Origin of the sequence: Delftia sp. Lp-1 (assembly GCF_020523835.1) — a bacterium.
GTDB lineage: Bacteria > Pseudomonadota > Gammaproteobacteria > Burkholderiales > Burkholderiaceae_C > Comamonas > Comamonas acidovorans.
Genome location: NZ_JAJALJ010000003.1, coordinates 212,035 through 234,940 on the forward strand (window position 1 = coordinate 212,035; position 22,906 = coordinate 234,940).

General features: G+C 67.7%; 17 protein-coding genes. 8 read left to right on the forward strand and 9 right to left on the reverse strand.

Annotation, left to right across the window (positions count from 1 at the left end):
* Nucleotides 1–95: 95 nt before the first annotated feature.
* Nucleotides 96–1,856: an MFS transporter gene (locus LGR64_RS21960; RefSeq protein WP_012202774.1), complete on the forward strand. Its 1,761-nt coding sequence runs from the start codon at nucleotides 96–98 to the stop codon at nucleotides 1,854–1,856.
* A 210-nt stretch (nucleotides 1,857–2,066) separates the two neighbouring features.
* Here the strand turns inward: LGR64_RS21960 and mltA are convergent, their stop codons facing one another.
* Nucleotides 2,067–3,251 carry a murein transglycosylase A gene (gene mltA / locus LGR64_RS21965; RefSeq protein ID WP_185750897.1) on the reverse strand — a complete coding sequence of 395 codons (1,185 nt, stop codon included), beginning with the start codon at nucleotides 3,249–3,251 and terminating at the stop codon, nucleotides 2,067–2,069.
* Between the two features lie 315 nt (nucleotides 3,252–3,566).
* On the opposite strand from mltA, the gene LGR64_RS21970 reads away from it, so the two are divergent.
* Complete coding sequence (locus LGR64_RS21970; RefSeq protein WP_016449372.1) at nucleotides 3,567–4,295, forward strand: OmpA family protein; 729 nt, start codon at nucleotides 3,567–3,569, stop codon at nucleotides 4,293–4,295.
* A 105-nt stretch (nucleotides 4,296–4,400) separates the two neighbouring features.
* Nucleotides 4,401–5,675 (forward strand): amino acid deaminase, encoded by a 1,275-nt coding sequence (locus LGR64_RS21975; RefSeq protein ID WP_230357000.1) that lies wholly within the window; start codon nucleotides 4,401–4,403, stop codon nucleotides 5,673–5,675.
* A gap of 5 nt (nucleotides 5,676–5,680) precedes the next feature.
* Here the strand turns inward: LGR64_RS21975 and LGR64_RS21980 are convergent, their stop codons facing one another.
* Genes LGR64_RS21980 through LGR64_RS21995 form a run of 4 tightly spaced genes read right to left on the reverse strand, consistent with a single transcriptional unit; the run spans nucleotide 5,681 to nucleotide 13,380 of the window.
* On the reverse strand, nucleotides 5,681–6,310 hold the full coding sequence (locus LGR64_RS21980) for a response regulator transcription factor (protein ID WP_012202778.1): 630 nt from the start codon (nucleotides 6,308–6,310) through the stop codon (nucleotides 5,681–5,683).
* A gap of 16 nt (nucleotides 6,311–6,326) precedes the next feature.
* Nucleotides 6,327–8,396 carry a two-component system sensor histidine kinase NtrB gene (locus tag LGR64_RS21985; RefSeq protein ID WP_230357255.1) on the reverse strand — a complete coding sequence of 690 codons (2,070 nt, stop codon included), beginning with the start codon at nucleotides 8,394–8,396 and terminating at the stop codon, nucleotides 6,327–6,329.
* Nucleotides 8,397–8,422: 26 nt separating this feature from the next.
* The gene (locus LGR64_RS21990; RefSeq protein WP_230357002.1) at nucleotides 8,423–9,238 is read right to left on the reverse strand and encodes a carbon-nitrogen hydrolase family protein; all 816 of its coding nucleotides are present in this window, start codon (nucleotides 9,236–9,238) and stop codon (nucleotides 8,423–8,425) included.
* Nucleotides 9,235–13,380 (reverse strand): YhdP family protein, encoded by a 4,146-nt coding sequence (locus LGR64_RS21995; RefSeq protein ID WP_230357004.1) that lies wholly within the window; start codon nucleotides 13,378–13,380, stop codon nucleotides 9,235–9,237. Before LGR64_RS21995 ends, LGR64_RS21990 begins: the two co-directional genes overlap by 4 nt.
* 133 nt (nucleotides 13,381–13,513) lie before the next feature.
* Between LGR64_RS21995 and glnE the strand changes: the two genes are divergently transcribed.
* Complete coding sequence (gene glnE, locus LGR64_RS22000) at nucleotides 13,514–16,258, forward strand: bifunctional [glutamate--ammonia ligase]-adenylyl-L-tyrosine phosphorylase/[glutamate--ammonia-ligase] adenylyltransferase (protein WP_230357006.1); 2,745 nt, start codon at nucleotides 13,514–13,516, stop codon at nucleotides 16,256–16,258.
* A 375-nt stretch (nucleotides 16,259–16,633) separates the two neighbouring features.
* On the opposite strand, the gene LGR64_RS22005 is transcribed toward glnE, so the two are convergent.
* Entirely contained in the window at nucleotides 16,634–17,254 is a 621-nt protein-coding gene (locus LGR64_RS22005) for a glutathione S-transferase family protein (protein ID WP_013804599.1), read from the reverse strand.
* Between the two features lie 115 nt (nucleotides 17,255–17,369).
* On the opposite strand from LGR64_RS22005, the gene purB reads away from it, so the two are divergent.
* Both purB and LGR64_RS22015 read left to right on the forward strand, forming a co-directional pair.
* Entirely contained in the window at nucleotides 17,370–18,749 is a 1,380-nt protein-coding gene (gene purB, locus LGR64_RS22010; RefSeq protein WP_230357008.1) for an adenylosuccinate lyase, read from the forward strand.
* A 104-nt stretch (nucleotides 18,750–18,853) separates the two neighbouring features.
* A complete protein-coding gene (locus LGR64_RS22015) occupies nucleotides 18,854–19,414 on the forward strand; it encodes a YaeQ family protein (protein ID WP_012202786.1) in 561 nt (186 codons plus the stop codon).
* 25 nt (nucleotides 19,415–19,439) lie between these two features.
* Here the strand turns inward: LGR64_RS22015 and LGR64_RS22020 are convergent, their stop codons facing one another.
* The 3 genes from LGR64_RS22020 to LGR64_RS22030 form a co-directional block, all read right to left on the reverse strand.
* Complete coding sequence (locus LGR64_RS22020) at nucleotides 19,440–20,153, reverse strand: N-acetyltransferase (RefSeq protein WP_199961293.1); 714 nt, start codon at nucleotides 20,151–20,153, stop codon at nucleotides 19,440–19,442.
* 140 nt (nucleotides 20,154–20,293) lie between these two features.
* Nucleotides 20,294–20,473 (reverse strand): hypothetical protein, encoded by a 180-nt coding sequence (locus LGR64_RS22025; RefSeq protein WP_013804595.1) that lies wholly within the window; start codon nucleotides 20,471–20,473, stop codon nucleotides 20,294–20,296.
* An 80-nt stretch (nucleotides 20,474–20,553) separates the two neighbouring features.
* The gene (locus tag LGR64_RS22030; protein WP_012202788.1) at nucleotides 20,554–20,985 is read right to left on the reverse strand and encodes a DUF3717 domain-containing protein; all 432 of its coding nucleotides are present in this window, start codon (nucleotides 20,983–20,985) and stop codon (nucleotides 20,554–20,556) included.
* Nucleotides 20,986–21,496: 511 nt separating this feature from the next.
* Between LGR64_RS22030 and LGR64_RS22035 the strand changes: the two genes are divergently transcribed.
* Together LGR64_RS22035 and LGR64_RS22040 are read left to right on the forward strand one after the other, a co-directional pair.
* Nucleotides 21,497–22,237, forward strand: coding sequence for a TerC family protein (locus LGR64_RS22035; RefSeq protein ID WP_012202789.1), 741 nt, complete (start codon nucleotides 21,497–21,499; stop codon nucleotides 22,235–22,237).
* Nucleotides 22,238–22,372: 135 nt separating this feature from the next.
* Complete coding sequence (locus LGR64_RS22040; protein ID WP_230357010.1) at nucleotides 22,373–22,831, forward strand: hypothetical protein; 459 nt, start codon at nucleotides 22,373–22,375, stop codon at nucleotides 22,829–22,831.
* Nucleotides 22,832–22,906 lie beyond the last annotated feature (75 nt).

Genomic DNA, 22,906 nt, shown 5'->3' on the forward strand with positions numbered 1-22,906 from the left:
AAAAAACACCTGCCGCGCAAGGCGGTGATCGTGGTTCTTAGTGCAACAACCATTTCTGGCGCCACCCCCGCGTTTGGGCCGAGAATCAGGGGCACATGGCCGCAGAACAAACAACACCAGTCCCCGCCCAGCCGCCTGCCTCTGAATCCGAGCCTTCCACCCCGCCCCCGGCCGAGCCTTCGGGCATGGGGGCGCCGGGCACCCTGATCGAAGACCCGTCAGGCATGACGGCCGCCGACAAGGCGGCTGCCGAGGCCGAAGGCCAGAAGACGGCCCAGGCCCAGCAGGGCGTCTGGGCGCCGCTGTCCGGCCCCACCTTCCGCATGCTCTGGCTGATCTGGATGGCGGCCAACACCTGCATGTGGATGAACGATGTGGCGGCGGCCTGGCTCATGACCTCGCTGACCACCTCGCCCGTGCTGGTGGCCCTGGTGCAATCGGCCTCCACGCTGCCCGTCTTCCTGCTGGGCCTGCCCAGCGGCGCGCTGGCCGACATCCTGGACCGGCGTCGCTACTTCATCGTCACCCAGTTCTGGGTGGCGGCCGTGGCCCTGGTGCTGTGCCTGTTCGTGCTGTCCGGCCAGATGACGGCGCACTGGCTGCTGGTGCTGACCTTTGCCAACGGCATCGGCCTGGCCATGCGCTGGCCCGTGTTCTCGGCGCTGATCCCCGAACTCGTACCCAAGCACCACCTGCCTTCGGCCATGGCGCTCAATGCCGTGGCCATGAACGCCTCGCGCATCATCGGCCCGCTGGTGGCCGGCGCCATCATCGCCAGCCTGGGCAGCGCATGGGTGTTCGTGCTGAACGCCGTGCTGTCCATCCTCTCGGGCATCGTGCTGATCCGCTGGAAGCGCCGCCACGTGGCCAACCCGCTGGGCCGCGAGCGCCTGCCCTCGGCCATGCGCGTGGGCCTGCAGTTCGTGCGCGAGTCGCCCCGCATGCATGCGGTGCTGGCGCGCACGGTGTGTTTCTTCCTGCAGTGCACGGCCGTGATGGCCTTGCTGCCCCTGGTGGCCCAGCGCCTGCACGGCCCCACCGAGGGCGGGGGCGGCGCCGAGACCTTCACGCTGCTGCTGGCCTCCATGGGTGCGGGCGCCATCGTGGGCGCCATGTTCCTGCCGCGCCTGCGCCAGGCCATGTCCAAGGAAAGTCTGATCCGGTCGGGCTCTGCCGTGCATGCGCTGGCCACGCTGGCCGTGGCCCTGTCGCCCAATGTCTACATGGCCGTGCCGGCCATGATGCTGGCCGGCATGGCGCTGATCTCCACCGCCAACGTGCTGGGCGTCTCGGCCCAGATGGCCTTGCCCAACTGGGTGCGGGCGCGCGGCATGTCCATCTACCAGATGTCCATCATGGGCGGTACGGCGACAGGCGCCGCGCTCTGGGGACAGGTGGCCAGCATGGTGGGCGTGCGGGGCAGCCTCATGGTGGCCGCTGCCAGCGGCGTGGTCTGCATGCTGCTGGTCCAGCGCCTGGTGCGCGACCGCCAGATTGAGGAGGATTTGAGTCCCTCCAAGGCCTTCCAGCGCCCCGAGGTCAACATCCCCGAAGCCGGCCGCGTGGTCGTCACCATCGAGTACCAGATCGACCCCACCCAGGCCGAGGCCTTCCGCGCCCTCATGCAGGAAAGCCGCCGCAGCCGCATGCGCCAGGGCGCGCTGGGCTGGAGCCTGCTGCACAGCATGAGCCATCCCGAGCGCTATGTGGAGCAGATCATCGACGAGTCCTGGACCGAGCACCTGCGCCGCTTCGACCGCGTCACCGCCGCCGACGTGGCCCTGCGCGACCGCAAGCTCGCCTATCACAAGGGCAAGGAACCGCCGCGCGTTACCAGGTATTTTGATACCCCCTGAGGCGCTGCGCGCCTTCCCCCTGAGGGGGACGGCGCCCTCGCCGCGAGGCGGCTCTTGCTTGGCGCCCCTGGCGTTGGGCCGCGCCAGAGCGAGGGACAGTGGATAGAGGTGTGTCTGCGCTGGTCTTGTGCCATGCGGGGCGAGCCTTGGCGCAAAGGATAAAGCCGGTGCACCCCAAAGCGGGGGGAAGCGGCGTAGCCGCTCAGGGGGTCACCTCAAGTGCGGTGCCTGGCTGGCAAGGCTCCGCGGCCAGAAGGCCCACAGGCGCAGGTTCTGCTTGATGCGGCCGGCCAGGTCGCCGGCTTCGGGGCCCCAGCCCATGAAGTAGTCGGCACGCACGGCGCCCACGATGGCGCTGCCCGTGTCCTGGGCAAAGACCAGGCGGTTCAGGGCCACGGTGGGCCCGGATGTGGACAGCCAGACCGGCGTGCCGTAGGGAATGCTCTGCTTGTCCACGGCGATGGAGCGGCCCGGGGTCAGGGCCACGCCCTGGGCGCCCTTGGGGCCGAATTGCAGGTCCAGGCCTTCCAGCGGCTCCTCGCGGAAGAAGACATAGCGCGGGTTGCTCCACAGCATTTCATTGACGCGGCCGGGGTTGGCGGCCACCCAGGCGCTGATGCCGGGCCAGGTGGCGTCGCGCACCAGTCCCTGGTCCAGCAGCCAGCGGCCCACGCTCTTGTAGGGCTGGTCATTGGTGCCCGCAAAGGCGACGCGGATCGTGCGTTGCGCGCCTGTAGGCTCGGTGATGTTCAGGCGCCCCGATCCCTGGATGTGCAGCACCATCGCATCGACGGGGTCGCGCATCCAGGCGATGGCACGGCCGGCCAGGGCCGCCTGGGCCTCGGGCATCGTCTCGATCTGCTGGCGCGAGAACCAGGGCTTGCGGCTGCCGAAGCCGGCGCCGGCCGGCGTCTTGTACAGCGGCACGTTGAAGCCGTCGCCCGGCAGGCGCCGTGCCTCGAACAGCGGCTCGTAGTAGGCGGTCAGCATGCCGTCCGGGCCACCGCCCAGCGCTTCGATGCGGTAGGGCTGCAGATTGGCCATGAGCCAGGCGCGCTGCTCGTCGCCCGTGGCAATGCTCAGCTGGCGCACGTCCCGGCACAGGCCCGCGAAGACCGAGCTGGGCCGTTCGCAGTTCTTGAGCCAGGCATTCCAGGCTTCGTGCAGGGCGTCTTCCTGCAGGCCGGGCAATTCGCTCCAGTCGGCTGCGATCCAGCGGCTCTTGGTGGGGGTGCTGGTGACCAGCGGGGGCCTGGGTGTCACGGTGACCGGGCCTCCCGGCTGCAGGTCGGGCACGGGCGAAGGGTCATAGACCGGCTTGGTGGTGGTCGTGCAGGCGACCAGCGTCCCTACAATCAGCGCCATCGCGGCATGGCGCAGGAGGTGGAAATTCATGGGGTTGATTTTGCTCGAAGCACTGCTGGCCTTGGTGATTCTGGTCGCTATTGTGTGGTGGACTATGTTCTCCGGGCGCCGCAAGGGCGAGTTGCCCGTGGACACGCCACGGGATTCGCATCCGTCTCCAGACAAACCCTCTCCCGGGCAGGATCGCAGCGGCCCGTGACGGCCGTGGAGGCAGCCTCGCGGAGCGGGCGCCGTCCTACGGGTATGCCCTGCCCGCACTGATAGGCTGTGCTCAGCCTGCTTTCCACAATGGGGACCCTGGCGCTACCGCACGGTGCGTTCCCAAGATTCAAAAAGGAGTTTCCCATGCGCAAGCACATCGTTCTGGCCGCCGCAACGGCTGCCGCACTGTTCATCTCCGGCTGCGCGAACATGAGCGACACCCAGCGCCGCACGGCCACGGGCGCTGGCGTGGGCGCTGCAGCCGGCGCCGTGCTGGGCGCGGTCACCGGCGGCAGGGCCGGCACGGGCGCCGTGATCGGTGCCGGCGTGGGTGCACTGGGCACCTACATCTGGTCGCAGAACATGGAAAAGCAAAAGCGCGAGATGGAGCAGGCCACCCAGGGCACGGGCGTGAACGTGAGCCAGACGGCCGACAACCAGCTCAAGCTCGACATTCCCAGCGACATCTCGTTCGATACCAACCGTTCCGACATCAAGGGCAACTTCGCCCCCATCCTGGACCGCTTCGCCGAAGGCCTGCGCAACAACCCCAATGCCGAGGTGCGCATCATCGGCCATACCGACAGCACCGGCTCGGACGCCATCAACAACCCGCTGTCGCTGGACCGCGCCAACAGCACGCGCAACTACCTGACCATGCGCGGCGTCTCGGGCGCTCGCATCGCCACCGAAGGCCGTGGGTCGCACCAGCCCGTGGCTTCCAACGACTCGGCCAGCGGCCGCGCCATGAACCGCCGCGTGGAAATCTTCGTGGGCGAGATCCCGCAGCAGCATCAACAGCAGCCCCAGTATCAACAGCAGCCGCAATACCAGCAGCCGCAATACCAGCCCCAGTACCAGCAGCCCCGCTGATCCCGGCTCTGGCCCGGATGCAACGCCCCGCAACGCGGGGCGTTTTTGCGTGGACGGCCACCTGCCTTGCCCTATGCTGGCACCCATCCATCAATGGGGAGTCGTATGAGTGAAGCAAGCACAGCAGGCATGGCCGACGTGGTCAGCCCGCTCGACAAGGGCCTGGGTGCGCTGTCGGCGCCCTGCGCGCCGCAGGACGCTGCAGCGCAGGGCTGGAACCTGCTGCGCGAGGATCTGGGCCTGCCGGCCGCCGTGCTCTCGCAGTCGCGCCTGGCGCACAACCTGGCCTGGATGCAGCGCTTTGTGAACGCCTACGGCGCCAAGCTCGCGCCCCACGGCAAGACGACCATGGCGCCCCGCCTGTTCCGCCAGCAGATCGATGCGGGCGCCTGGGGCATCACCTTGGCGACCGCCCAGCAGACACGCGTGGCCCATGCCCACGGCGTGCGCCGCGTGCTCATGGCCAACCAGCTGATCGGACGGCGCAATATGGCCGCCGTGGCCGAGCTGCTGGCCGATCCCGGTTTTGAGTTCTTCTGCCTGGTGGACTGCGCCGAGCAGGTCGAGCAACTGGCGGCCTTCTTTGGCGCGGCGGGCCAGTCCGTGCAGGTGCTGATCGAGCTGGGCCCGCCCGGCGGGCGCACGGGTGTGCGCTCTGATGCGCAGATGCAGCCGCTGCTGGATGCGCTGGCAAGGGCTGGCGCGGCCGTGCGGCTGGCCGGCATCGAGGTCTACGAGGGCGTGCTCAAGGAAGAGGATGCCATCCGCACCCTGCTGCGGCGCGCCGTTCACTGGCTTGAGCGGCTCGCAGGTGATGGACGATTGCAGCGCAGCCCGGTCGTGCTCACGGGAGCCGGCTCGGCCTGGTACGACGTGGTGGCCCAGGAATTCGGCAAGGCCGACATTGGCGGCCCCCTGGATCTGGTGCTGCGCCCCGGCTGCTATCTCACGCATGATGCGGGCATCTACCAGGCAGCGCAGCAGCGCATCGACCAGACCAACCCCGTGGCGCAGCAGATGCGTGCCAGCCTGCTGCCTGCGCTGCAGGTCTGGGCCTATGTGCAGTCACTGCCCGAGCCTGGCCGCGCCATCGTGGCGCTGGGCAAGCGCGATACCGCCTTCGAGGCCGTGCCGCCCCGGCCCGCGCTGCGCTACCGCCCCGGTGATGCCGCGCCGGTGGCCGCACCGCCCCATTGGGAGGTCACGGCCATGATGGACCAGCATGCTTTCCTGAAGGTGGCCGAGGACGATGGCCTGCGCGTCGGCGACATGCTGGCCTTCGATATCTCCCACCCCTGCCTGACCTTCGACAAATGGCGGCAGATGGCCGTCGTCAATGACCGCTATGACGTGGTGGACGTGATCGCCACGTATTTCTGAAGGAGTCAGCCGTGCGTGCGCAGCAGGTTGGCCAGTTCCACGGCCGACTTGACCTGCATCTTGTCGAAGACGCGCGCGCGGTGGACTTCGACTGTGCGCACGCTGATGTCCAGCTGGTCGGCGATGAGCTTGTTGGGAATGCCCTCCACCACCAGCCGCATCACGTCGCGCTCGCGCTCCGTCAGTTCGTTGAAGCGCGCACGCACGGCCTCGCGAGCGCGGGTCTCGGCCTGGTGCTGGGCTGACAGTTCCAGCGCCTGCTCGATGCGGTCCACGAGCGCGTTGTCCGAAAAGGGCTTTTCGCAGAAATCGAAGGCGCCGCGCTTGACCGTGTCCACGGCCGTGGGCACGTCGGCATGGCCGGTCAGGAAGATCACGGGCATGCCCGCGATCTGGTTGCGCTCCAGCATGAGGTTGAACAGCGCCAGCCCGCTCATGCCGCCCATGCGCATGTCCAGCAGCAGGCAGCAGGGATTGCGTGGCGGCGGGCGCGACTGCAGCATGGCGTCGAAGGCCTCTGCGCTGTCATAGCATTCGCTGAGCAGGCGGCGCGAGCGCAGCAGCCAGGCCAGCGCTTCGCGTACATCGGTGTCGTCATCGACGATGTAGACGGTGGCGTCGGGTACAGGTTCCATGGGCCTATTGTTCCATCTATGGTTCCACCTGTGCCGGGTTGTGGGTCGGCAGCGTGAAGGCGAAGACGGTTCCGCGCGGGCTGTGCGGGCTGTGCTGCAGGTGGCCGCCATGCTGTTCGACCACGGTGCGGCACAGGCTCAGGCCCAGGCCCATGCCCTCGTTGCGCGTGGTGAAGAAGGGCGTGAACAACTGCTCCGCCACATGCTTGGGGATGCCGCTGCCGCAGTCGATGACGGCGAATTCCACCCAGCTGCGGCGCGTGCTGGCGGCCGCACGCCGCACGCGCAACTGCAGTTCGCGGTCCACGGTCTCGGGCGAGTCCATGGCCTGCATGCCGTTGCGCGCCAGGTTGAGCAGCACCTGCTCGATCATGGTCGGATCGCAGAGCACGGGCGACAGGCCGGGCTCGATATCGGTGGTCACGCGCACGCCCAGGTTGCGCGCCTGCAGGCTGACCAGCGGCAGCACGGCGTCTATGAGTTCGGCGGCACCTATGACTTCGCGTGATTGGTCGCGACGCCGCACGAAGTCGCGCACGCTCTTGATCACGCGGCCTGCACGGTCGGCCTGGAAGCTGATGCGCTCCATGGCCATGCGCAAGTCCTGCAACTGCTGGCGCAGATGGGCTTCGTTGCCGGCGCTGCCTGCCGTACCGTCGTCGCTGCCCAGCATGTTCAGCGATCCTGTGGCGTAGCTGGAGATGGCCACCAGCGGCTGGGTGAGTTCATGGCTGAGCAGCGACGCCATTTCGCCCACGGTGGCCAAGCGGGCCGTGGCCTGCAGGCGCTCCTGCGAGGCGCGCGAGATCTCTTCCATGCGCTTTTGCTCGCTGATGTCGATGAAGGCGCTCATCCAGCCCGTGTGCTGGCCCTGGGCATTGATCAGTGGCGCCTCGAAGATCAGCACCGGAATGCGTGTGCCGTCCTTGCGCATGAAGATGCTTTCGTGGCCCTCGCGCGGCGGCGGTGCGTTGCCGGACAGGCGGTTGTCGCGCCGGCGCGCGTAGATTTCGGCGCGCTCGGGCGGCCAGTAGGGCGCGATGCTCAGGCCCAGCAGCTCCTCGGCCGTGAAGCCCACCATGTTGCAGAAGGCCGGATTCACATAGCTGATGCGGCCCTGCAGGTCGCGCGCGCGCAGGCCCGTGACCAGCGAGTCCTCCATGGCCTTGCGAAAGGCCAGCGCATCGCCCAGGTCACGCTCGGCACGCAGGCGGCGGCGGTTGTCGCGCACCAGCACGGCGACCACGGAGACCAGGGCGATGGACATCAGCGTCACCAGGGCCGTGAGCACGTTGGGGAACACGCTGGGCGCGCGGTGCCAGCTGTCCATGCGCAGCACCAGGGTGCTGCCGGGCAGGTCCAGCAGCTGCTGCGCCGTGAACATGCGCGTGCCGCGCCAGGAGGCGCCCAGCAGGGCCAGGCGCGTGCCGTCGGGCTCGGTAAAGGACACTTCCTGGGTGCGCGGCAGGTTCTTGCTGACCTGGGTGATCAGCAGGCTTTGCAGGCTGTAGGTGCCGATGACGAAGCCGATGATGTGGCCGCTTTGCGTCAGCGGCAGGCAGACCTCCATCATCTCCGTGCCCAGGCCCTCGGCCAGCAGCTGGAAGTAGCTGGGCGAGTAGGCGGGGCCGTTCAGGCGGCGCGCGTGCGTGCAGGTCAGCACGGCCTCGGGGTGGGTGTTGTTCGTGCGCAGCTGGTCTTCCCACTGCACGTTGCGATAGGGGGTCTCGGCATGGGAGCGGATCTGCAGGCCCGCGTCGCGCCACTCGATGCGCATCAGCTCGCGGCGCACCTGCAGCAGCTCGGCGGCGCGGGTCTTCCATTCGGCGGGCTCGTTGTCGGGCGCGTTCAGCGCCTGCAGGTCCTGCAGGTTGCGGTTGAGCGCGGCGCGTATGTCGGCCACGGCATTGGCCGTGTCGCGCTCCAGCTTGTCCTGGACCTGGGAGGCCTCGTAGCGCCCGGCCAGCCAGACCATGGTGACGAGCATGCTCAGGACCAGGGCGACCAGCAGGCTCCACAGCGACCAGCGGCGCCAGGCCGTGCGCCAGCGGCGCCAGGGCCAGCGGCCTTCGGGCATGGGCGACATCGGCGACATGGGCGGGTGCGTTGGATTCACAGGACGCGGTGCTCCAGGGCCGGCAGCTGGCGGCGCACATGCGCCAGGCGCTCGCGCTTGATCTCGCCCAGCACCACGCCGGCGCCCTCGGCCTGCTGGGCCAGCACCATGCCCCAGGGATCGGCCAGCAGGCTGTGGCCCCAGGTACGGCGGCCGTTTTCATGGTGGCCGCCCTGGGCGGGTGCCAGCAGGTAGGCCTGGTTTTCGATGGCGCGGGCGCGCAGCAGCACTTCCCAGTGCGCCAGCCCCGTGATGTGGGTGAATGCGGCGGGCACCAGCAGCAGGTCGGCGCCCTGCTCGGCAAGGCGGCGGTACAGCTCGGGAAAACGCAGGTCGTAGCACACGCTCAGACCCAGGCGCCAGGTCTCGCCCTCGCGCGAGGTGATGTCGCAGGTCACGGGCGTGTGGCCCGCCTGGACCACGGCGGCTTCCGTGTAGCGCTCGCGTCCGTTGTCGTAGTGGAACAGGTGGATCTTGTCGTAGCGCGCCACGCATTCGCCCTGGGGCGAGAACACCAGGGAGCTGTTGAGCACGTGGGCATCGTCATCGGCCACCAGGGGCAGGGTGCCGCCCACGATCCACAGCTGCAGCTCGCGCGCGGCGCGGCGCAGGAAGTCCTGGATGGGGCCTGCGCCGAAGCTCTCGCGGTAGGCCAGCTTGTCGGTGTCGCGCAGGCCCATGGCGCAGAAATACTCGGGCAGGGCCGCGAGTTCGGCCCCCTGGTCGCGCGCCTGGCGCAGCAGTGCCAGCCCCTGGTCGAGGTTGGCGCGCACATCGGGTTCCGACACCATTTGCAGGGCTGCGATTTTCATGGGTTCTCTCCTGAAGAAGCGGGCTCGGTGGCGCCGGAGGGCGTGCTGGCGGGGCTGTTGCCGGCAGGATCGGAGGGTGTCGTGGCCCGGCGCCGCGGCAGGGCCGTGACCTGGGGCTCGTCCCAGCTGCCGTCGATGCGGAATTCCTTGGTGGCCGCCGCGATCAGCGGGCCGCGCAGCAGCACCTGCGCCAGGAAGCTGCCCAGGCCGACCACGGGGTTGATGGCCGTGGCCACCAGGGAGGCCGTCATGGCATTGATCTCGGGCACCACCACCACATGCAGATTCTGCGTCTCCTGGACCAGGTCGGCCGTGCCCTCCATCAGCACGGCGGCGTTGACGCCCTTCATCTGCATGTTGTTGGTGCGCGCCACGCCGTCGGTGATCTGCACGTCGCCGCGCATGAAGTCGAAGGCGAAGCCGTTGCTGAACACATCGCGGAAATCCAGCGTCAGCCGGCGGGGCAGCGCCTGCAGGCTGAGCACGCTCAGCAGCTTGGCCAGGCCCGGCTCGGCCTTGAGGAACTGGCCGGTCTGCACATCCAGGTGCATGGAGCCAGAGAGGCTGCGAAAGTCGGGCGTGATGGGCGAGCCCGTCCAGCCCGCCGATCCCTGCAGCACGCCCTTGCCGTTGCCCACCACGCCGGGCATATCGAAGCGCGTGAGCAGCTTGCCCACGTCGCGCAGGTCCAGCTGGAACTGCAACTGGCTGCGCCCCGGGTGTTCGGATTGGCCCTGGGGCAGGCGCCACTGGCCGCTGGCCGTCAGTGTGGCCTCGGGCGTGGCGATGTTGAAGCGCGACAACTGCCATTCGCGCGCCGCCGCATTGCCGGGAACGGGGCGGTTGCGGGCCTCCACTTCCAGGCGGCCCAGGGCGTGGCCTGACAGGTGCATGTCGTCCACCACGATCTGCAGGGCCGGCAGCTGGCGCGGCCCCTCGCTGAACAGGGCGTCCACGCGGTCGGATTTGGCCTCGGGCACCGTCAGGCGCGACAGCCGGGCCACCAGCTGCCCTTCGGGCTGGGCATCCGTGCCTTCGCGAAAGCCCACGTAGCCGTCAAGCTCCTGGGAGGCGAGGTTGCTGTGCCACGAGCCGCCATCGCGCGAGATGCCCGCCACCACGTCGTGCAGCTGCCGCCCCTTGGCCTGCAGCTGCTTGACGCGCAGGGTCAGCCGGTCGGGGAGGTATTCGCGCGCAGGGTCTGCGGCATCGGCGGGCTCCGGCTTGGCGCCGCTGGACTGCGGCGCCAGTGCCAGCCAGTCGTCGAGATTGAAGAGCGGCAGCTGCACGTGGGCCTGCACGCCCTGGCCCGAAGTGGAAGCCGTGCCCGCTTCCTGGCCGATGAGGATGCTGCCGTGCAGCACACGGCTGTGCTTGCCACTGATGTCGCGCTCATAGAACACCGAGCCCGTATCGCCCAGTTGCACGCTGATCTGGTCGCGCAGCGGGGCATCGGGCGCGGTGAAGCTGGCGGGTGCGAGCTGGTGGCTCACGTTCAGTGGCTGGATGGACTCCGCTGCCTTGCCCAGCGGGGCGGGCAGGTTGATGCGCATGCCTTGCAGGCTGGACTGGACCTGGATTTCGGGTGTTCCGCGCCGCACCTTCAGCAGCAGGGAATAGGGCGACTGGCCTTCGGCATGGCGGGCCAGGTCGGCCACCCAGCCCAGTTCCCTGGCTTCGCGCAGCCCCTGTGCCGTGGCCGTGCCCTGCACACGCACCTTCACGGACGATTCGGTGGCCGGCGCATTGCGCGCCAGCGCCTGCATGCCGCCATCGGCGCGCAGCTCACCGCCCAGCGCGCGCGCCTGCAGGCCGGCCAGCGAGAAGCCGGTTTCGGAGAACTTGATGGCCCCGCGCAACTGGCTCAGATGGGGGGTCTGATCATCGAGCTGCAGGGAGTTGCCCGCCAGCGTGACCTGTCCAGACACCTTGCTGCGGTCCAGGTGGTCGATGGGCAATTGCAGCTGCAGGGCCAGTTGCGCGGCGCCCGTGGCCTCGCTGCCGTCCAGAACGTGCCCGGTCAGCGCCGACAGGGCCGAGGTCTTGACCACGCCCAGCATGTCGGCCAGCGGGCCCTGGCCCTTGGCGGTCACGGCCACCTCGGTGTGGCCCAGGTTGGGAATGCTGGCCTGGATGTCGCGCATCTGCAGTTGCGGGTAGCCCGCGAACTCGCCGCGTGCATTGCGCACGGCCATCGACGAGCGGTCGAAGACCAGCTCGCCCGACAGATCGACCAGGGCCGGCCAGGGCGCCTCGCCATGCGTGAGCAGATGGGGCGGCACATATTCATAGTGCACGTCATGCAGCTTGGCAGCGATATGGAACTCGCCCTGGCTGGGCTTTTCGGCCGGCACGTGGTCCAGGTGGCCGCGCACCTTGAAGTTCACCGTGCTTGCGCGCCCGGCGTGGATGGCCTCTCGCACGTAATGGCGCGCATCGGCGGGGATTTCCAGCGGCAGGTAGCGGTGCACGCGCGTGCCGTCTGCGTTGCGCAACTGGCCCTGCAGGTCCAGCACGCCCGGAAAGCGCGGGTGCTTGTCGCTGCCGTCGCCGGTGTGCCATTGCGCACGGGCTTCGCCCTCGGTGTCATCGTTGGCAAAGCGCAGGCTGGGCACCTGCACGCTGATGGCCTGCCCGCGCAACTGCCAGCGCAGGCTGGCCTGCAGGCGGTGCAGCGGGATCTCGGGTTCCTCGAAGACGCCAGGAAAGGACAGCGCAGCCGGCTGCTGCCCCGTGCCCTCCATCTCCAGCTGCGCCTGTCCGCCGTCCTGGTCCAGCGAGAAGCGCGCGTTCAGGCCCTTGATGCCGGGCATGCCCGGCTTCGTGGGGCCTTCGGACGATGCCACGCCGTCGATCGACAGCTGCTGCAGCTCGCCGCTGACCTTGTACTGCTGCACAGCCTGCAGCGGGCCGCGCCAGCTTGTCTGGAACTGGCGCAGCTGGCCGGCCGGGGCCATGTCGGCCAGATGGCGCTGCAGCTGCTCTGGCAGCGGCAGGCGCTGGCCCAGCTGAGCGAGGATGGCCAGGTCAATGCCATCGGCCTGGAACTCGCCCTGCTCGCCCAGCGCCCCCTGCGTGCTGGCGCCCGCAGGGTTGTAGCGCGCGCGCAGGTTGCCGGCAGGCCAGTGCAGGCCGTCACCCGTGGAGAACTCCAGGTTCTGCGCGGCGAAGCGCCAGCCGTCCTGGTGCTGCACGCTCAGCCTGCCCGTCAGCGCCTGCAGTTGCAGCGGCTCCAGGTTCTCGCGCCACTGCAGTTGCAGGGCATTCACCGCCACATCGGCCATGGCACCCACGGGCTGGCCCTGGCGCAGGTCGATCCAGGCGCGCAGTGCGCCCCGGCCCTGCTGCAGGCGCAGGTCGGACGTATCCATGTACTGCCCGAGCCGGGACAGGTCGATCTGCGTGAACATCGCATGGGCCTGTCCGCTCCAGCGCTGCCAGTTGCCCTCGTGCGTGGACAGCAGCGGCTCGCGGAACAGGCCGGCGAGCATGAAGCGCTCGCCCCAGCCTTCGGGGGGCGTGGCATCCAGGCGGATTCCGTGGCTCCAGCCCTTGTTGCGCAGCACCAGGTCCACATCGCGCAAGGCCAGCGGCGGTGCCTGGCGCATTTCGTCCACCCACAGCAGGCTGCCGCCGCGCAGGGCCAGCTCGGTCTGGGAAAACAGCCAGTCGGCGGCGGCATTGTCCCCGCCCGATGAAGGGCTGATCTCGATGCCGGCCACGAAGACACGGCCATCGGCCGCGCGGCGGACCACGAGTTCGGGGCGGTCGATATAGATCTGCTCCACGCCCAGGCGCATCAGCGAGCGGGCCGAAACGGCCACCACCACGCTGGGCAGGCGCAGGGCGTCCGCGGAGTGTTCTGGGTCTTCGATCACCACGTCGCCCAGCTCGAACCGGGGGACCAGTCCCTCGCTGCGGGCCGTGATGCTGCCTATGCGCACGGGTAGGCCCAGCGTGCGTGAGGCCAGGGATTCCAGCTGAGGACGCCATTCGCCGATTCGCGGCACAATCCAGCCATGGAGCACCCCCCACACGGAGCCCAGGACCAGCCAGAAGGCCAGGACCAGCCCCAGTGACCACCGCGCAAGGCCGGCCATCCAACGGGTCAGGCGTGTGGGGTGCGGTTTCGGTTCGATCATCGGCGGCATCAGCTATGACGGGAATTATGACCGGCACCCTCGGGGACCGGACGGTAACCAAGGGTTGCTGCGATCCCTCTGCGCGTGAGTGGCCGCTTCTTTCGCGTTCCGTATGCAATCCTCAGAGCACGCAATGGCAGACACGGCCTTGAATGTCCCCGCACAGGCCGCCTATTCCCGTTTCCACCAACGGCTGCATCGTCGCTATGGCGACGAGTTGAGCCTGTTGCCGCCGGGCCCACCCGAGCGCGCCTCCATGGAGCAGGCCCTGGCGGCGCTGCTGGAGCGCGGGCTGGACCTGTCGGCCGCGCTGCGCGTGCTGCGCCAGCTGGTCATGGAGCGCACCATGGTGCTCGACTGCGAGCAGCAGGCGCCGCTGGCCGTGGTCACGCGGGCCGTGACCGAGCTGGCCGAGCTGGCGCTGGAGCGCGCCTGCATCCAGGTGCGCGCCGAACTCGATGCGCGCCATGGCGCACCGCAAGGCCCCGAGGGCCGGCCCGTGCAGCTGTGGATCATCGGCATGGGCAAGCTGGGCGCGCGCGAGCTCAATGTCTCCAGCGACATCGACCTGATCTACGTCTACGAGCAGGACGGCGACACGGCCGGCCTGCCTGACGGGCGCGGCGTTCTCTCCAACCATGAGTACTTCGCGCGCGTTGTCAAAGGCATCTATGGCCTGATCGGCGACACCACCGAGCACGGATTCGTGTTCCGCGTGGACCTGGCGCTGCGGCCCAACGGCAACTCGGGGCCGTCGGCTGTCTCGCTGGCCTCGCTGGAAGAGTATCTGCAGACCCATGGCCGCGAGTGGGAGCGCTTCGCCTGGCTCAAGAGCCGGGTGGTGGCGCCCATGGACAGCGTGCGCTCCACGCAGGTGCAGGCGCTGCGCGCCGTGGTCCTGCCTTTCGTCTTTCGCCGCTATCTGGATTACGCGGTCTTCGATGCGCTGCGTTCGCTGCACCGCCAGATCCGCGAGCATGCGGCGCGGCGCAGCGCGGGCCATCCCGGCCGCTCCAATGACGTCAAGCTCTCGCGCGGCGGTATCCGCGAGATCGAATTCACCGTGCAATTGCTGCAGGTGGTGCGTGGCGGCCAGTTCCCCGAGCTGCGCTGCCGCCCCACGCTGGAGGCGCTGGGGCGCCTGGCGCGCGCCGGCCTCATGAGCCAGGAAGTGGCCGACGCCCTGGGCGCGGCCTATACCTTTTTGCGCCGTGTCGAGCACCGCATACAGTACCTGGACGACCAACAGACCCATGTGCTGCCCACGCGCGATGACGACCTCGAATGGATTGCGCGCACCATGGGCTTTGCCGATACCTGCGCCTTCCTGCACCAGTTCGACGCCCACCGCGAAAAGGTGGCCGAGGAGTTTGACACCCTGCTCGGCGGCTCGGCCCCCCCGCAATGCAGCGCGGGCCGCTGCAACGGCGCCCGCAGCCCTGCCCAGGGAGGAACGCCGCGCGAGATCGATGGACTCATGGAGCAGCTGCCGCCCGCCCTGGCCGCCCACGTGGCCGACTGGCGCGGCAACGCCCGCATCGCCAACCTGCGCGATGAGGCGCGCAGCCGGCTGTTCCGCCTTGTGCAGCGCACGGCGCAATGGGTGGCCGAGCGCAGCGTGCCCGAAGACGCCGCAGTGCGCTTTCTGAACTGGCTGGAGCCGCTGCTGCGTCGCGAAAGCTATCTGGCCCTGCTGCTGGAGCGCCCTGCCGTGCACGAGCGGCTGCTGGACCTGCTGGGCGCGGCGCGCTGGCCCGCGCGCTATCTGCAGCAGCACCCGGGCGTGATCGACGAGCTGGCCAACGACGCCATGCTGGGCGAGCGCTTCTCTCCCATGGATTTCGAGCATGAGCTGGCCCTGCGCCTGGCCGCGCTGCAGACCACGGGCGAGGACGACGACGAAACCCTGCTGAACCTGCTGCGCCGCGCCCACCATGCCGAGGTCTTCCGCACGCTGGCGCGTGATATCGAGGGCCGCATCACGGTCGAGCAGGTGGCGGACGACCTCAGTGCGCTGGCCGACTGCGTGCTGCGCGTGACGGCCAGCTGGTGCTGGAGCCGGCTCAAGAACCGCCACCGCGAGTCGCCGCAGTTCGCCATCATTGGCTACGGCAAGCTCGGCGGCAAGGAGCTGGGCTACGGCAGCGACCTGGACATCGTCTTCGTCTTCGATGACGACGACGAGCACGCCTCCGAGATCTATGCCGCCTTTGTGCGCAAGCTCATCAACTGGCTGGCCGTCAAGACGGGCGAGGGCGATCTGTTCGAGATCGACACCGCGCTGCGCCCCAACGGCAACTCCGGCCTGCTGGTGACCAGCTTTGCCTCCTATGCCAACTACCAGCAGCAGCGCGGCAGCAACACGGCATGGACCTGGGAGCACCAGGCCATGACGCGGGCGCGCTTCGTGCTGGGCAGCGACGATCTGCAGGCCCGCTTCGACGCCGTGCGCGAGGCCGTGATCACCGCGCCGCGCGACGCCGCGGCCCTGCGCGACGAGATCGTGGCCATGCGCGAACGCGTGCGCAGCGCGCATCCGGTGCGCGGCGGCCTCTTCGACGTCAAGCACAGCCCCGGTGGCATGGTCGATGTGGAGTTCGCCGTCCAGTACCTGGTTCTCTCGCAATCGGCCCTGCATCCGGGGCTGATGGCCAATCTGGGCAACATCGCGCTGCTGCAGCGTGCGGAAGAGGCGGGCCTGCTGCCTGCAGGCGTGGGCCAGCAGGCCGCCCGGGCCTACCGTGAACTGCGCCGCCTGCAGCACGTAGCGCGGCTGGACGAGCGGACGGCCCAATTGGTGCCCGGCCAGGCCGAACCGCTCAGCGCGCCGGTCAAGGCCCTGTGGGAAGCGGTTTTCACGGGGGGCGCTCTGGTGTGAGGATGCGGGGAGGGAAGGTGGTCGGCCCTGGCCGACGCCGTCCCGTCAGCATCCATCGAACACGGCCTACAGCAGAATGACGCTGCTCGTCAAAATGTTACATTTTTCCCGCCCCCGACCCCTGGAACTTCTGCAAAAGTAGCTCATCTATTGGACAGGTTGACGAGAGAGGGTATCCAGACCGAATTTCACGTTGCGAAGCCTCTGGGGCCACAGTCCTGAACTGTTCCGCCCGAAGCGCTTCTCCTCCCTCCCTCTCTTTATTCGTTTCGGGATGCTTCGCAACTTTTTTATGCCAGCAAAAAGGCCACCCATCGGGTGGCCTTTTTTGTTGCCGCGGCAGCTGCAGTTGTCGTTGCGGGGGGTGACCCGTTTTCAGGGCTGGGGCGGGCGTGTGGCCGCAAAGCTGGCGCGTTCCGCCAGCTTTGCCTGCAAGGTGGCCAGATTTGGGTGGTCGGCGCGCCAGTCCAGTTCGGGAAAGCGAAAGTCCAGCCAGCCCAGGGCACAGCCCACGCACACGTCGGCCAGGGTGAAGTGGATGCCGCAGCAATAGGGCTTGTCGCCCAGGCCCTGGGACATCACGTTCAGTGCGGCGCGCACCTTGGCCAACTGGCGGTCTATCCAGGCCTGGCAACGCTGCTCTTCGCTGCGGCCATCCCAGGTGGCCTCGAGGCGGGCAAGGGCTCCGGCGTCCAGCACGCCATCGGCCAGGGCTTCCCAGGTCTTGATCTCGGCACGCTCGCGGCCTGTGCCGGGGATCAGCTTGCCTACCGGGGAAAGTGTGTCCAGATATTCGACGATCACGCGCGAGTCGAACATGGCATCGCTGCCGTCCATGACCAAGCGCGGCACCTTGCCCAGCGGGTTGCCGGTGCCCGGCGACAGCTCGCGGCTCCAGGGGTTTTCCTCGACGAACTGATAGTCGAGCCTTTTCTCGGCCAGTACGACGCGTACCTTGCGTACGTAGGCGCTGGTGGAGGAACCTATCAGTTTCATGGCTGTTTTCCGTGGCGAAGAGGCGGCCCATGGGCGGGCAGCCGATTCTATGCGCTGCCCGGCGATCTCCCCCTACAGCCCCCGTTTTTGCCGCGCGCACCTACAATCACGGCCCATGAATCTGCCGCACATCTCCGCCCTGTCCCCGCTCGACGGCCGCTACGCCGCCAAACTGTCTCCTCTGCGCCCGATCATGAGCGAGATGGGATACATGCACCGCCGCGTGCAGGTGGAGGTGACCTGGTTCATCGCCCTGTCGGACGCCGGCTTTGCCGAGTTCAAGCCCCTGACCGAAGGCGCCCGCGTCTATCTGCAGGATCTGGTGAAGAACTTCTCCGAGGCCGATGCCGTGGCCATCAAGGACATCGAAAAGACCACCAACCACGACGTCAAGGCCGTGGAGTACTGGATCAAGGGCAAGTTCGACGGCCGTCCCGAGCTGCTCAAGGCCGCCGAATTCGTGCACTTCGCCTGCACCAGCGAAGACATCAACAACACCAGCCATGCGCTGCAACTGCGCGCCGGCCGTGACAGCGTGCTGCTGCCGGCCTTGACGGGCATCACCGCCAAGCTGCGCGAGATGGCCCACGCCTACGCGGCCGTTCCCATGCTCAGCCGCACGCACGGCCAGACCGCAAGCCCCACCACCGTGGGCAAGGAAATCGCCAACGTGCTGGTGCGTCTGGAAAAGGCCTCTGCCCGCATCGCCGAGGTCAAGCTCCTGGCCAAGATGAATGGCGCCGTCGGCAACTACAACGCCCATCTGTCGGCCTGGCCCGAGTTCGACTGGGAAGCCTTCAGCAAGAAGGTGATCGAGTCGCCCGAGCCCCAGGGCCTGGGCCTGAGCTTCCAGCCCTACTCGATCCAGATCGAGCCGCATGACTACATGGCCGAGCTGTTCGACGCCATCGCGCGCGCCAACACCATCCTCATCGACTTCTCGCGCGATGTCTGGGGCTATGTGTCCCTGGGCTACTTCAAGCAGCGCCTGAAGGCCGGCGAGATCGGCTCGTCCACCATGCCGCACAAGGTCAACCCCATCGACTTCGAGAACGCCGAAGGCAATCTGGGCCTGGCCAACGCCCTGCTCAAGCACCTGGCCGAAAAGCTGCCCATCTCGCGCTGGCAGCGCGACCTGACCGACTCCACCGTGCTGCGCAACATCGGCGTGGCCATGGGCTATGCCACGCTGGCCTACAGCTCGCTGATGACGGGTCTGAACAAGCTCGAACTCAACGAAGAGCGCCTGCAGGAAGACCTGGATCACGCTTGGGAAGTCCTGGCCGAGCCCATCCAGACCGTCATGCGCCGCTACGGCGTGCAGGGCGCCTACGAAAAGCTCAAGGAAGTCACGCGCGGCAAGACCGTGCAGGCCGACGACCTGCACCGCCTGATCAACGGCCTGGAAATCCCCCAGGCCGACAAGGACCGCCTGCTGGCCATGACGCCTGCCTCCTATGTGGGCAAGGCGGCCGAGCTGGCCCGCCGCGTCTAATCCATCCTTTGCCGCGCCATGAAGGGCGCGCTTCAACCATTCAGGGCTGCCGATGCAAGCACAGGCTTGCTGCGGCAGCTCTTGTTTTTGATAGGTTCTGTCTCATGGCCCTCAAATCCACCATCTTCAAGGCGAACCTGTCCATCGCCGACATCGACCACGGCTACTACGCCGACCATGCGCTGACCTTGGCGCGCCATCCCAGCGAGACGGACGAACGCATGATGGTGCGCTTGGTGGCCCTGGCCCTCAATGCACACCAGCTCAATGACATGTGCAAGGGCGACGGCACGCTGGCGTTTGGTGCAGGCCTGTCCGATCCCGAAGACCCCGATGTCTCGCTGACCGACTTCACAGGCGCCAAGCGCCTGTGGATCGAGGTCGGCCAGCCCGAGGAAAAGCCCATCGCCAAGGCCTGCAACAAATCCGATGCGGTGGTGCTCTACGCCTTCCACCATGCGGCCGAGGTCTGGTGGAAGGGCCTGGAGGGCAAGCTGGCGCGGCTGAACAAGCTGCAGGTCTGGCGCATTCCCTCCGAAACATCCCAATCCCTGGCGGAGCTGGCCGAGCGCAGCATGCAGCTGCAGGCCACCATCCAGGAAGGCGCACTGACGCTCAGCAGCAACCTGGGCACGGTCTTCATCGAGCCGCTGCGCTGGAAGTAAACGGGCTCCCGCTCAAGTCCCCGTTTCAACCTGGCAACTGCATCCGGACGGCCTGGGCGAAGGACTCCACGGTCCAGCCCGCGCCCAGCAGCATGCGGCGCGTGGACAGGCGGTCCATGACATCGTCCGGCACATTGCGGCCCAGATGGATGAGCGACTTGCTGTCCGCAATGCCCACATATCGGCCGTCATAGCTTCGCGCCAGATGGTTCCACAGGCCGTGGGCGCCCGGTGACTGGCGTGCGCCGCTGACCAGGCAGGTGCCTTTGTCCAGCACGCTGCGATACACGGCGCTGGCAATGCCGCGCCGCTGGTAATGCGGCGCAAAGCGCGAATGCGGCGAGCGCACGCGCCGGTCGGTGCGCTTGTCCACCTCGACCAGGCGATTGAACACCGTGTAGCCGGCCAGGCAGCGCCGCTCCATGTCCTCCACGTAGGCAAACCATTCGCCGTCGGCTTCACGCCAGTGCAGCTGGAACTGCGGGTCGTGCAACGGGCGGCGCTCCAGGCCATGGAGCTTGTTGCCGGGCTGGTACAGGCGCTCGTGAATGGCTTCGAGCTCGCCCTCCACCAGCGGCTGCATCACGTCGATGCGCAGTTCGGTGACGTGGCGTGGCGCGCAGCGGGGCAGGGCGCGATGCGCCACGGTATCGCTCAGATGGCGCAGATGGCGCAAGAGCGTGGAAAAAGAGGGGGCGGCAAAAGAGGGCCCGGCTGGGGCAAGGGCTAGACAGGTCACGGCAGGGCTCGCTTCGTCGGCTGGCCTTGAGGCCGGGCAGACGCGTGAAAATCCAACCGCCTTCAGCCTAGAGATGAAGGCGGCGCAAGAAGAGCGGATTCAGTGAAGCGACGCTGCCCGGTTCCGCGCAGGGCAGCGCATCAAGACCGTGCGGCCTGTCGGGGGCCGATGTTCAGCCGTGCTGCGTCACGCTCGCGCAGGCGCGTGGCCGTGGCGGGCCAGGCCTTGCCGGCCGGCACGCGCGTCTCGCCCGCATCACGTGCCGTGAGGCGCAAGCAAAGGCGGAGGTGGCTGTGGCGGTAAGCGGCGGTCTGCAGCATGGCGGCCGATGTTAGGCCGTCTGCAACATCGCACTGGTCCGGTGCGGTATCCGGCAGATCAGCCGGCAATCAACCAGCAATCAGCCAGAGTCACGCGATGTGTCCGTGCGCTCGGCCGCACGCTCTGCATAGCGGGTGAAACGCCAGGAGTCGCCCTCTGCCGTGATCCTGCGCCAGACCATCCGCTTTTGTGCCGGCTCCATCGCGGTCCACAGCTGCACTTCGTCAAAGCTGCGGCCGCAGCCCTTGCATCTTTCGTCGCCCTGGCTGGTGGAGCAGATGGCGATGCAGGGCGTATCGGGCGTGGTGTCGTACCAGGCCAGCCAGGCCGCCATGGCGTGCGAGGGAAAGCCCTCAACCTGTACTTCGCTCTCATGCCAGAAGATCATCAGCGCGTACACCTCGGCCAGGGCCCGTACTTCGGGCTGCAGCAGCACGCCGTCCGGGGACGGATGGCGCTCACGCCAGTAGTTGATGGCGGCTTCGATGTCGGTGATGTGCAGTGCGGTCATGGACGGTCAGGGGGAAGGGACAGCGATGATAAGACGCCTGCCCGCGCACGGCCGGGCATGGCTGCAACACTCCGTTGGTTCAAGGGTTGCTATGGATAGTGAAGCATTTGAGGTAGGCGAATAAATGGTCTGGGGGATGCGCGACTTGTGCTTTCCGTGGAAATGAAGGGTTTTTTCACTTGCGTGCCGTGGCGGCTTTGTGTTGCAATCCACAGGTTCGAAGGGGAGTAGCTCTCTGCCGGCGGGGGTGGTTTTTGCAAAGCCACCGTGCCGGCATCGGAATGGTCGTCAATACGAAGCGCAAGCTTCCGGCCTTCCGGGTTGCGGTGCATACCGCAGCCGAGCAAGACCTTTGATGGACCTGATGACGGTCGATCAATGTGTTCTCCCCTGAGCCAGGCATGTCCTTGCCCGGGTAGGCGCTGCGGCGTTGCATCGGTCTTTCTGTGCCGGTGGGTGTTTCTCCAGGAGGGAGGAGTTCTCGCCGGCCTTACTCAACAGCGAGGACCTTATGGACTTGGACTTTCTGACTCACGCCCCGTTCTGGGTGGCCCTGGGCCAAATCATCATCATCGACATCCTGCTGGGCGGCGACAACGCGGTCGTGATCGCGCTGGCCTGCCGCAAGCTGCCGCCCGAGCAACGCAAGAAGGGCATCATCTGGGGCACGGCGGGTGCCATCATCCTGCGCGTCATCCTGATCGCCTTCGCGATGACATTGCTGGCGCTGCCCTTCCTGAAGTTCGTCGGCGCACTGCTGCTGGTGTGGATCGGCATCAAGCTGATTGCCCCTGATGAAGACGGCCACGACAACATCCAGGGCAGCGACAAGCTGCTGGCCGCCATCAAGACCATCATCGTTGCCGACCTGGTGATGAGCGTGGACAACGTGATCGCCATCGCCGGCGCTGCCCAGAGCTCGGGCGAGCACCAGATGCTGCTGGTCGTGCTGGGCCTGTTGATCTCCATCCCCATCATCGTCTGGGGCTCGCAGCTCGTGATCAAGCTGATGGAGCGCTTCCCCATCATCATCGTGGCCGGCGGCATGCTGCTGGGCTGGATTGCCGGCGGCATGCTGGTCACCGACCCCGTCTTCGCCAATACGGAGAAGTGGGACTGGATGGTCAAGCTGCCCCAGACCGACATGCTCAAGTACGGTGCCAGCGTGTTCGGAGCCCTGCTGGTGCTGGCGCTGGGCAAGTACATCGCTTCGCGCCGTCCTGCTCCCAAGGCCGGCGCCCACGGAGCCTGATCCGCTGAAAAGTTGAGGTGGGCGCCGGGTTGGCCCGATGGGCCGCCCGCGCCGATTCGCGACAATCCATGGCAAGGGCGGCCCCGGCCGCCTGCCTCTCCCACTCCCGCAAACCCAGTTCGACAAGGACTTGCTTTGAACCCCATCATCGTCTACGTGGATGACGCTTCCTACGCTCTGCCTCTGGTACAGGCCCTGGCCGCCTCGCCGCAGGCCCAGGCCTCGCACTGGCTGCTGGTGGCCTGCGCGCCGCGCATTACCCACCGGGTCAGCAAATGGGTGAGCCACAGCGCGCGCGAAAGCTGGCGCGGCAAGTGGGCGGACAAGCTGTTCGCCCAATTGTTGCCGGTGTTCGGTGACAGCGCTGGCAGGATCACGCCGGTGCTGGCCAAGGGCCCGCTGGCCGAACTGGTGGCCCAGCTCCAGCAGGAGCACGGCACGGCCCAGATCGTCGATGCACGCCGCCCCAAGCAGGAAGCCACGGCTCCTGCCGTGGCGCCGGGCGCCCCGCTGGGCCGGCGCTGGAATCTTCCGGGAACGCTGGCGGCCATCGGCGCGCTGATGGGCCTGGTGTTCGAGGAAGCGATGATCTAAAGGCTGGCGTCTGCCTGGCCGCTCTGGTCAGGCGATCGCTTTCAGGACGGCATCCCGGAAAAAGGGATGCCGTTT

Coding starts and splice junctions, on each gene's coding strand:
- glnE (WP_230357006.1), top strand. CDS start 13,514: ATGGCAGACACGGCCTTGAATGTCCCCGCACAGGCCGCCTATTCCCGT.
- LGR64_RS21995 (WP_230357004.1), bottom strand. CDS start 13,380: ATGATCGAACCGAAACCGCACCCCACACGCCTGACCCGTTGGATGGCC.
- LGR64_RS22015 (WP_012202786.1), top strand. CDS start 18,854: ATGGCCCTCAAATCCACCATCTTCAAGGCGAACCTGTCCATCGCCGAC.
- LGR64_RS22025 (WP_013804595.1), bottom strand. CDS start 20,473: ATGCTGCAGACCGCCGCTTACCGCCACAGCCACCTCCGCCTTTGCTTG.
- LGR64_RS21970 (WP_016449372.1), top strand. CDS start 3,567: ATGCGCAAGCACATCGTTCTGGCCGCCGCAACGGCTGCCGCACTGTTC.
- LGR64_RS21990 (WP_230357002.1), bottom strand. CDS start 9,238: ATGAAAATCGCAGCCCTGCAAATGGTGTCGGAACCCGATGTGCGCGCC.
- mltA (WP_185750897.1), bottom strand. CDS start 3,251: ATGAATTTCCACCTCCTGCGCCATGCCGCGATGGCGCTGATTGTAGGG.
- LGR64_RS21985 (WP_230357255.1), bottom strand. CDS start 8,396: ATGTCGCCCATGCCCGAAGGCCGCTGGCCCTGGCGCCGCTGGCGCACG.
- LGR64_RS22030 (WP_012202788.1), bottom strand. CDS start 20,985: ATGACCGCACTGCACATCACCGACATCGAAGCCGCCATCAACTACTGG.
- LGR64_RS21975 (WP_230357000.1), top strand. CDS start 4,401: ATGAGTGAAGCAAGCACAGCAGGCATGGCCGACGTGGTCAGCCCGCTC.
- LGR64_RS22005 (WP_013804599.1), bottom strand. CDS start 17,254: ATGAAACTGATAGGTTCCTCCACCAGCGCCTACGTACGCAAGGTACGC.
- LGR64_RS22035 (WP_012202789.1), top strand. CDS start 21,497: ATGGACTTGGACTTTCTGACTCACGCCCCGTTCTGGGTGGCCCTGGGC.
- LGR64_RS21980 (WP_012202778.1), bottom strand. CDS start 6,310: ATGGAACCTGTACCCGACGCCACCGTCTACATCGTCGATGACGACACC.
- LGR64_RS21960 (WP_012202774.1), top strand. CDS start 96: ATGGCCGCAGAACAAACAACACCAGTCCCCGCCCAGCCGCCTGCCTCT.
- purB (WP_230357008.1), top strand. CDS start 17,370: ATGAATCTGCCGCACATCTCCGCCCTGTCCCCGCTCGACGGCCGCTAC.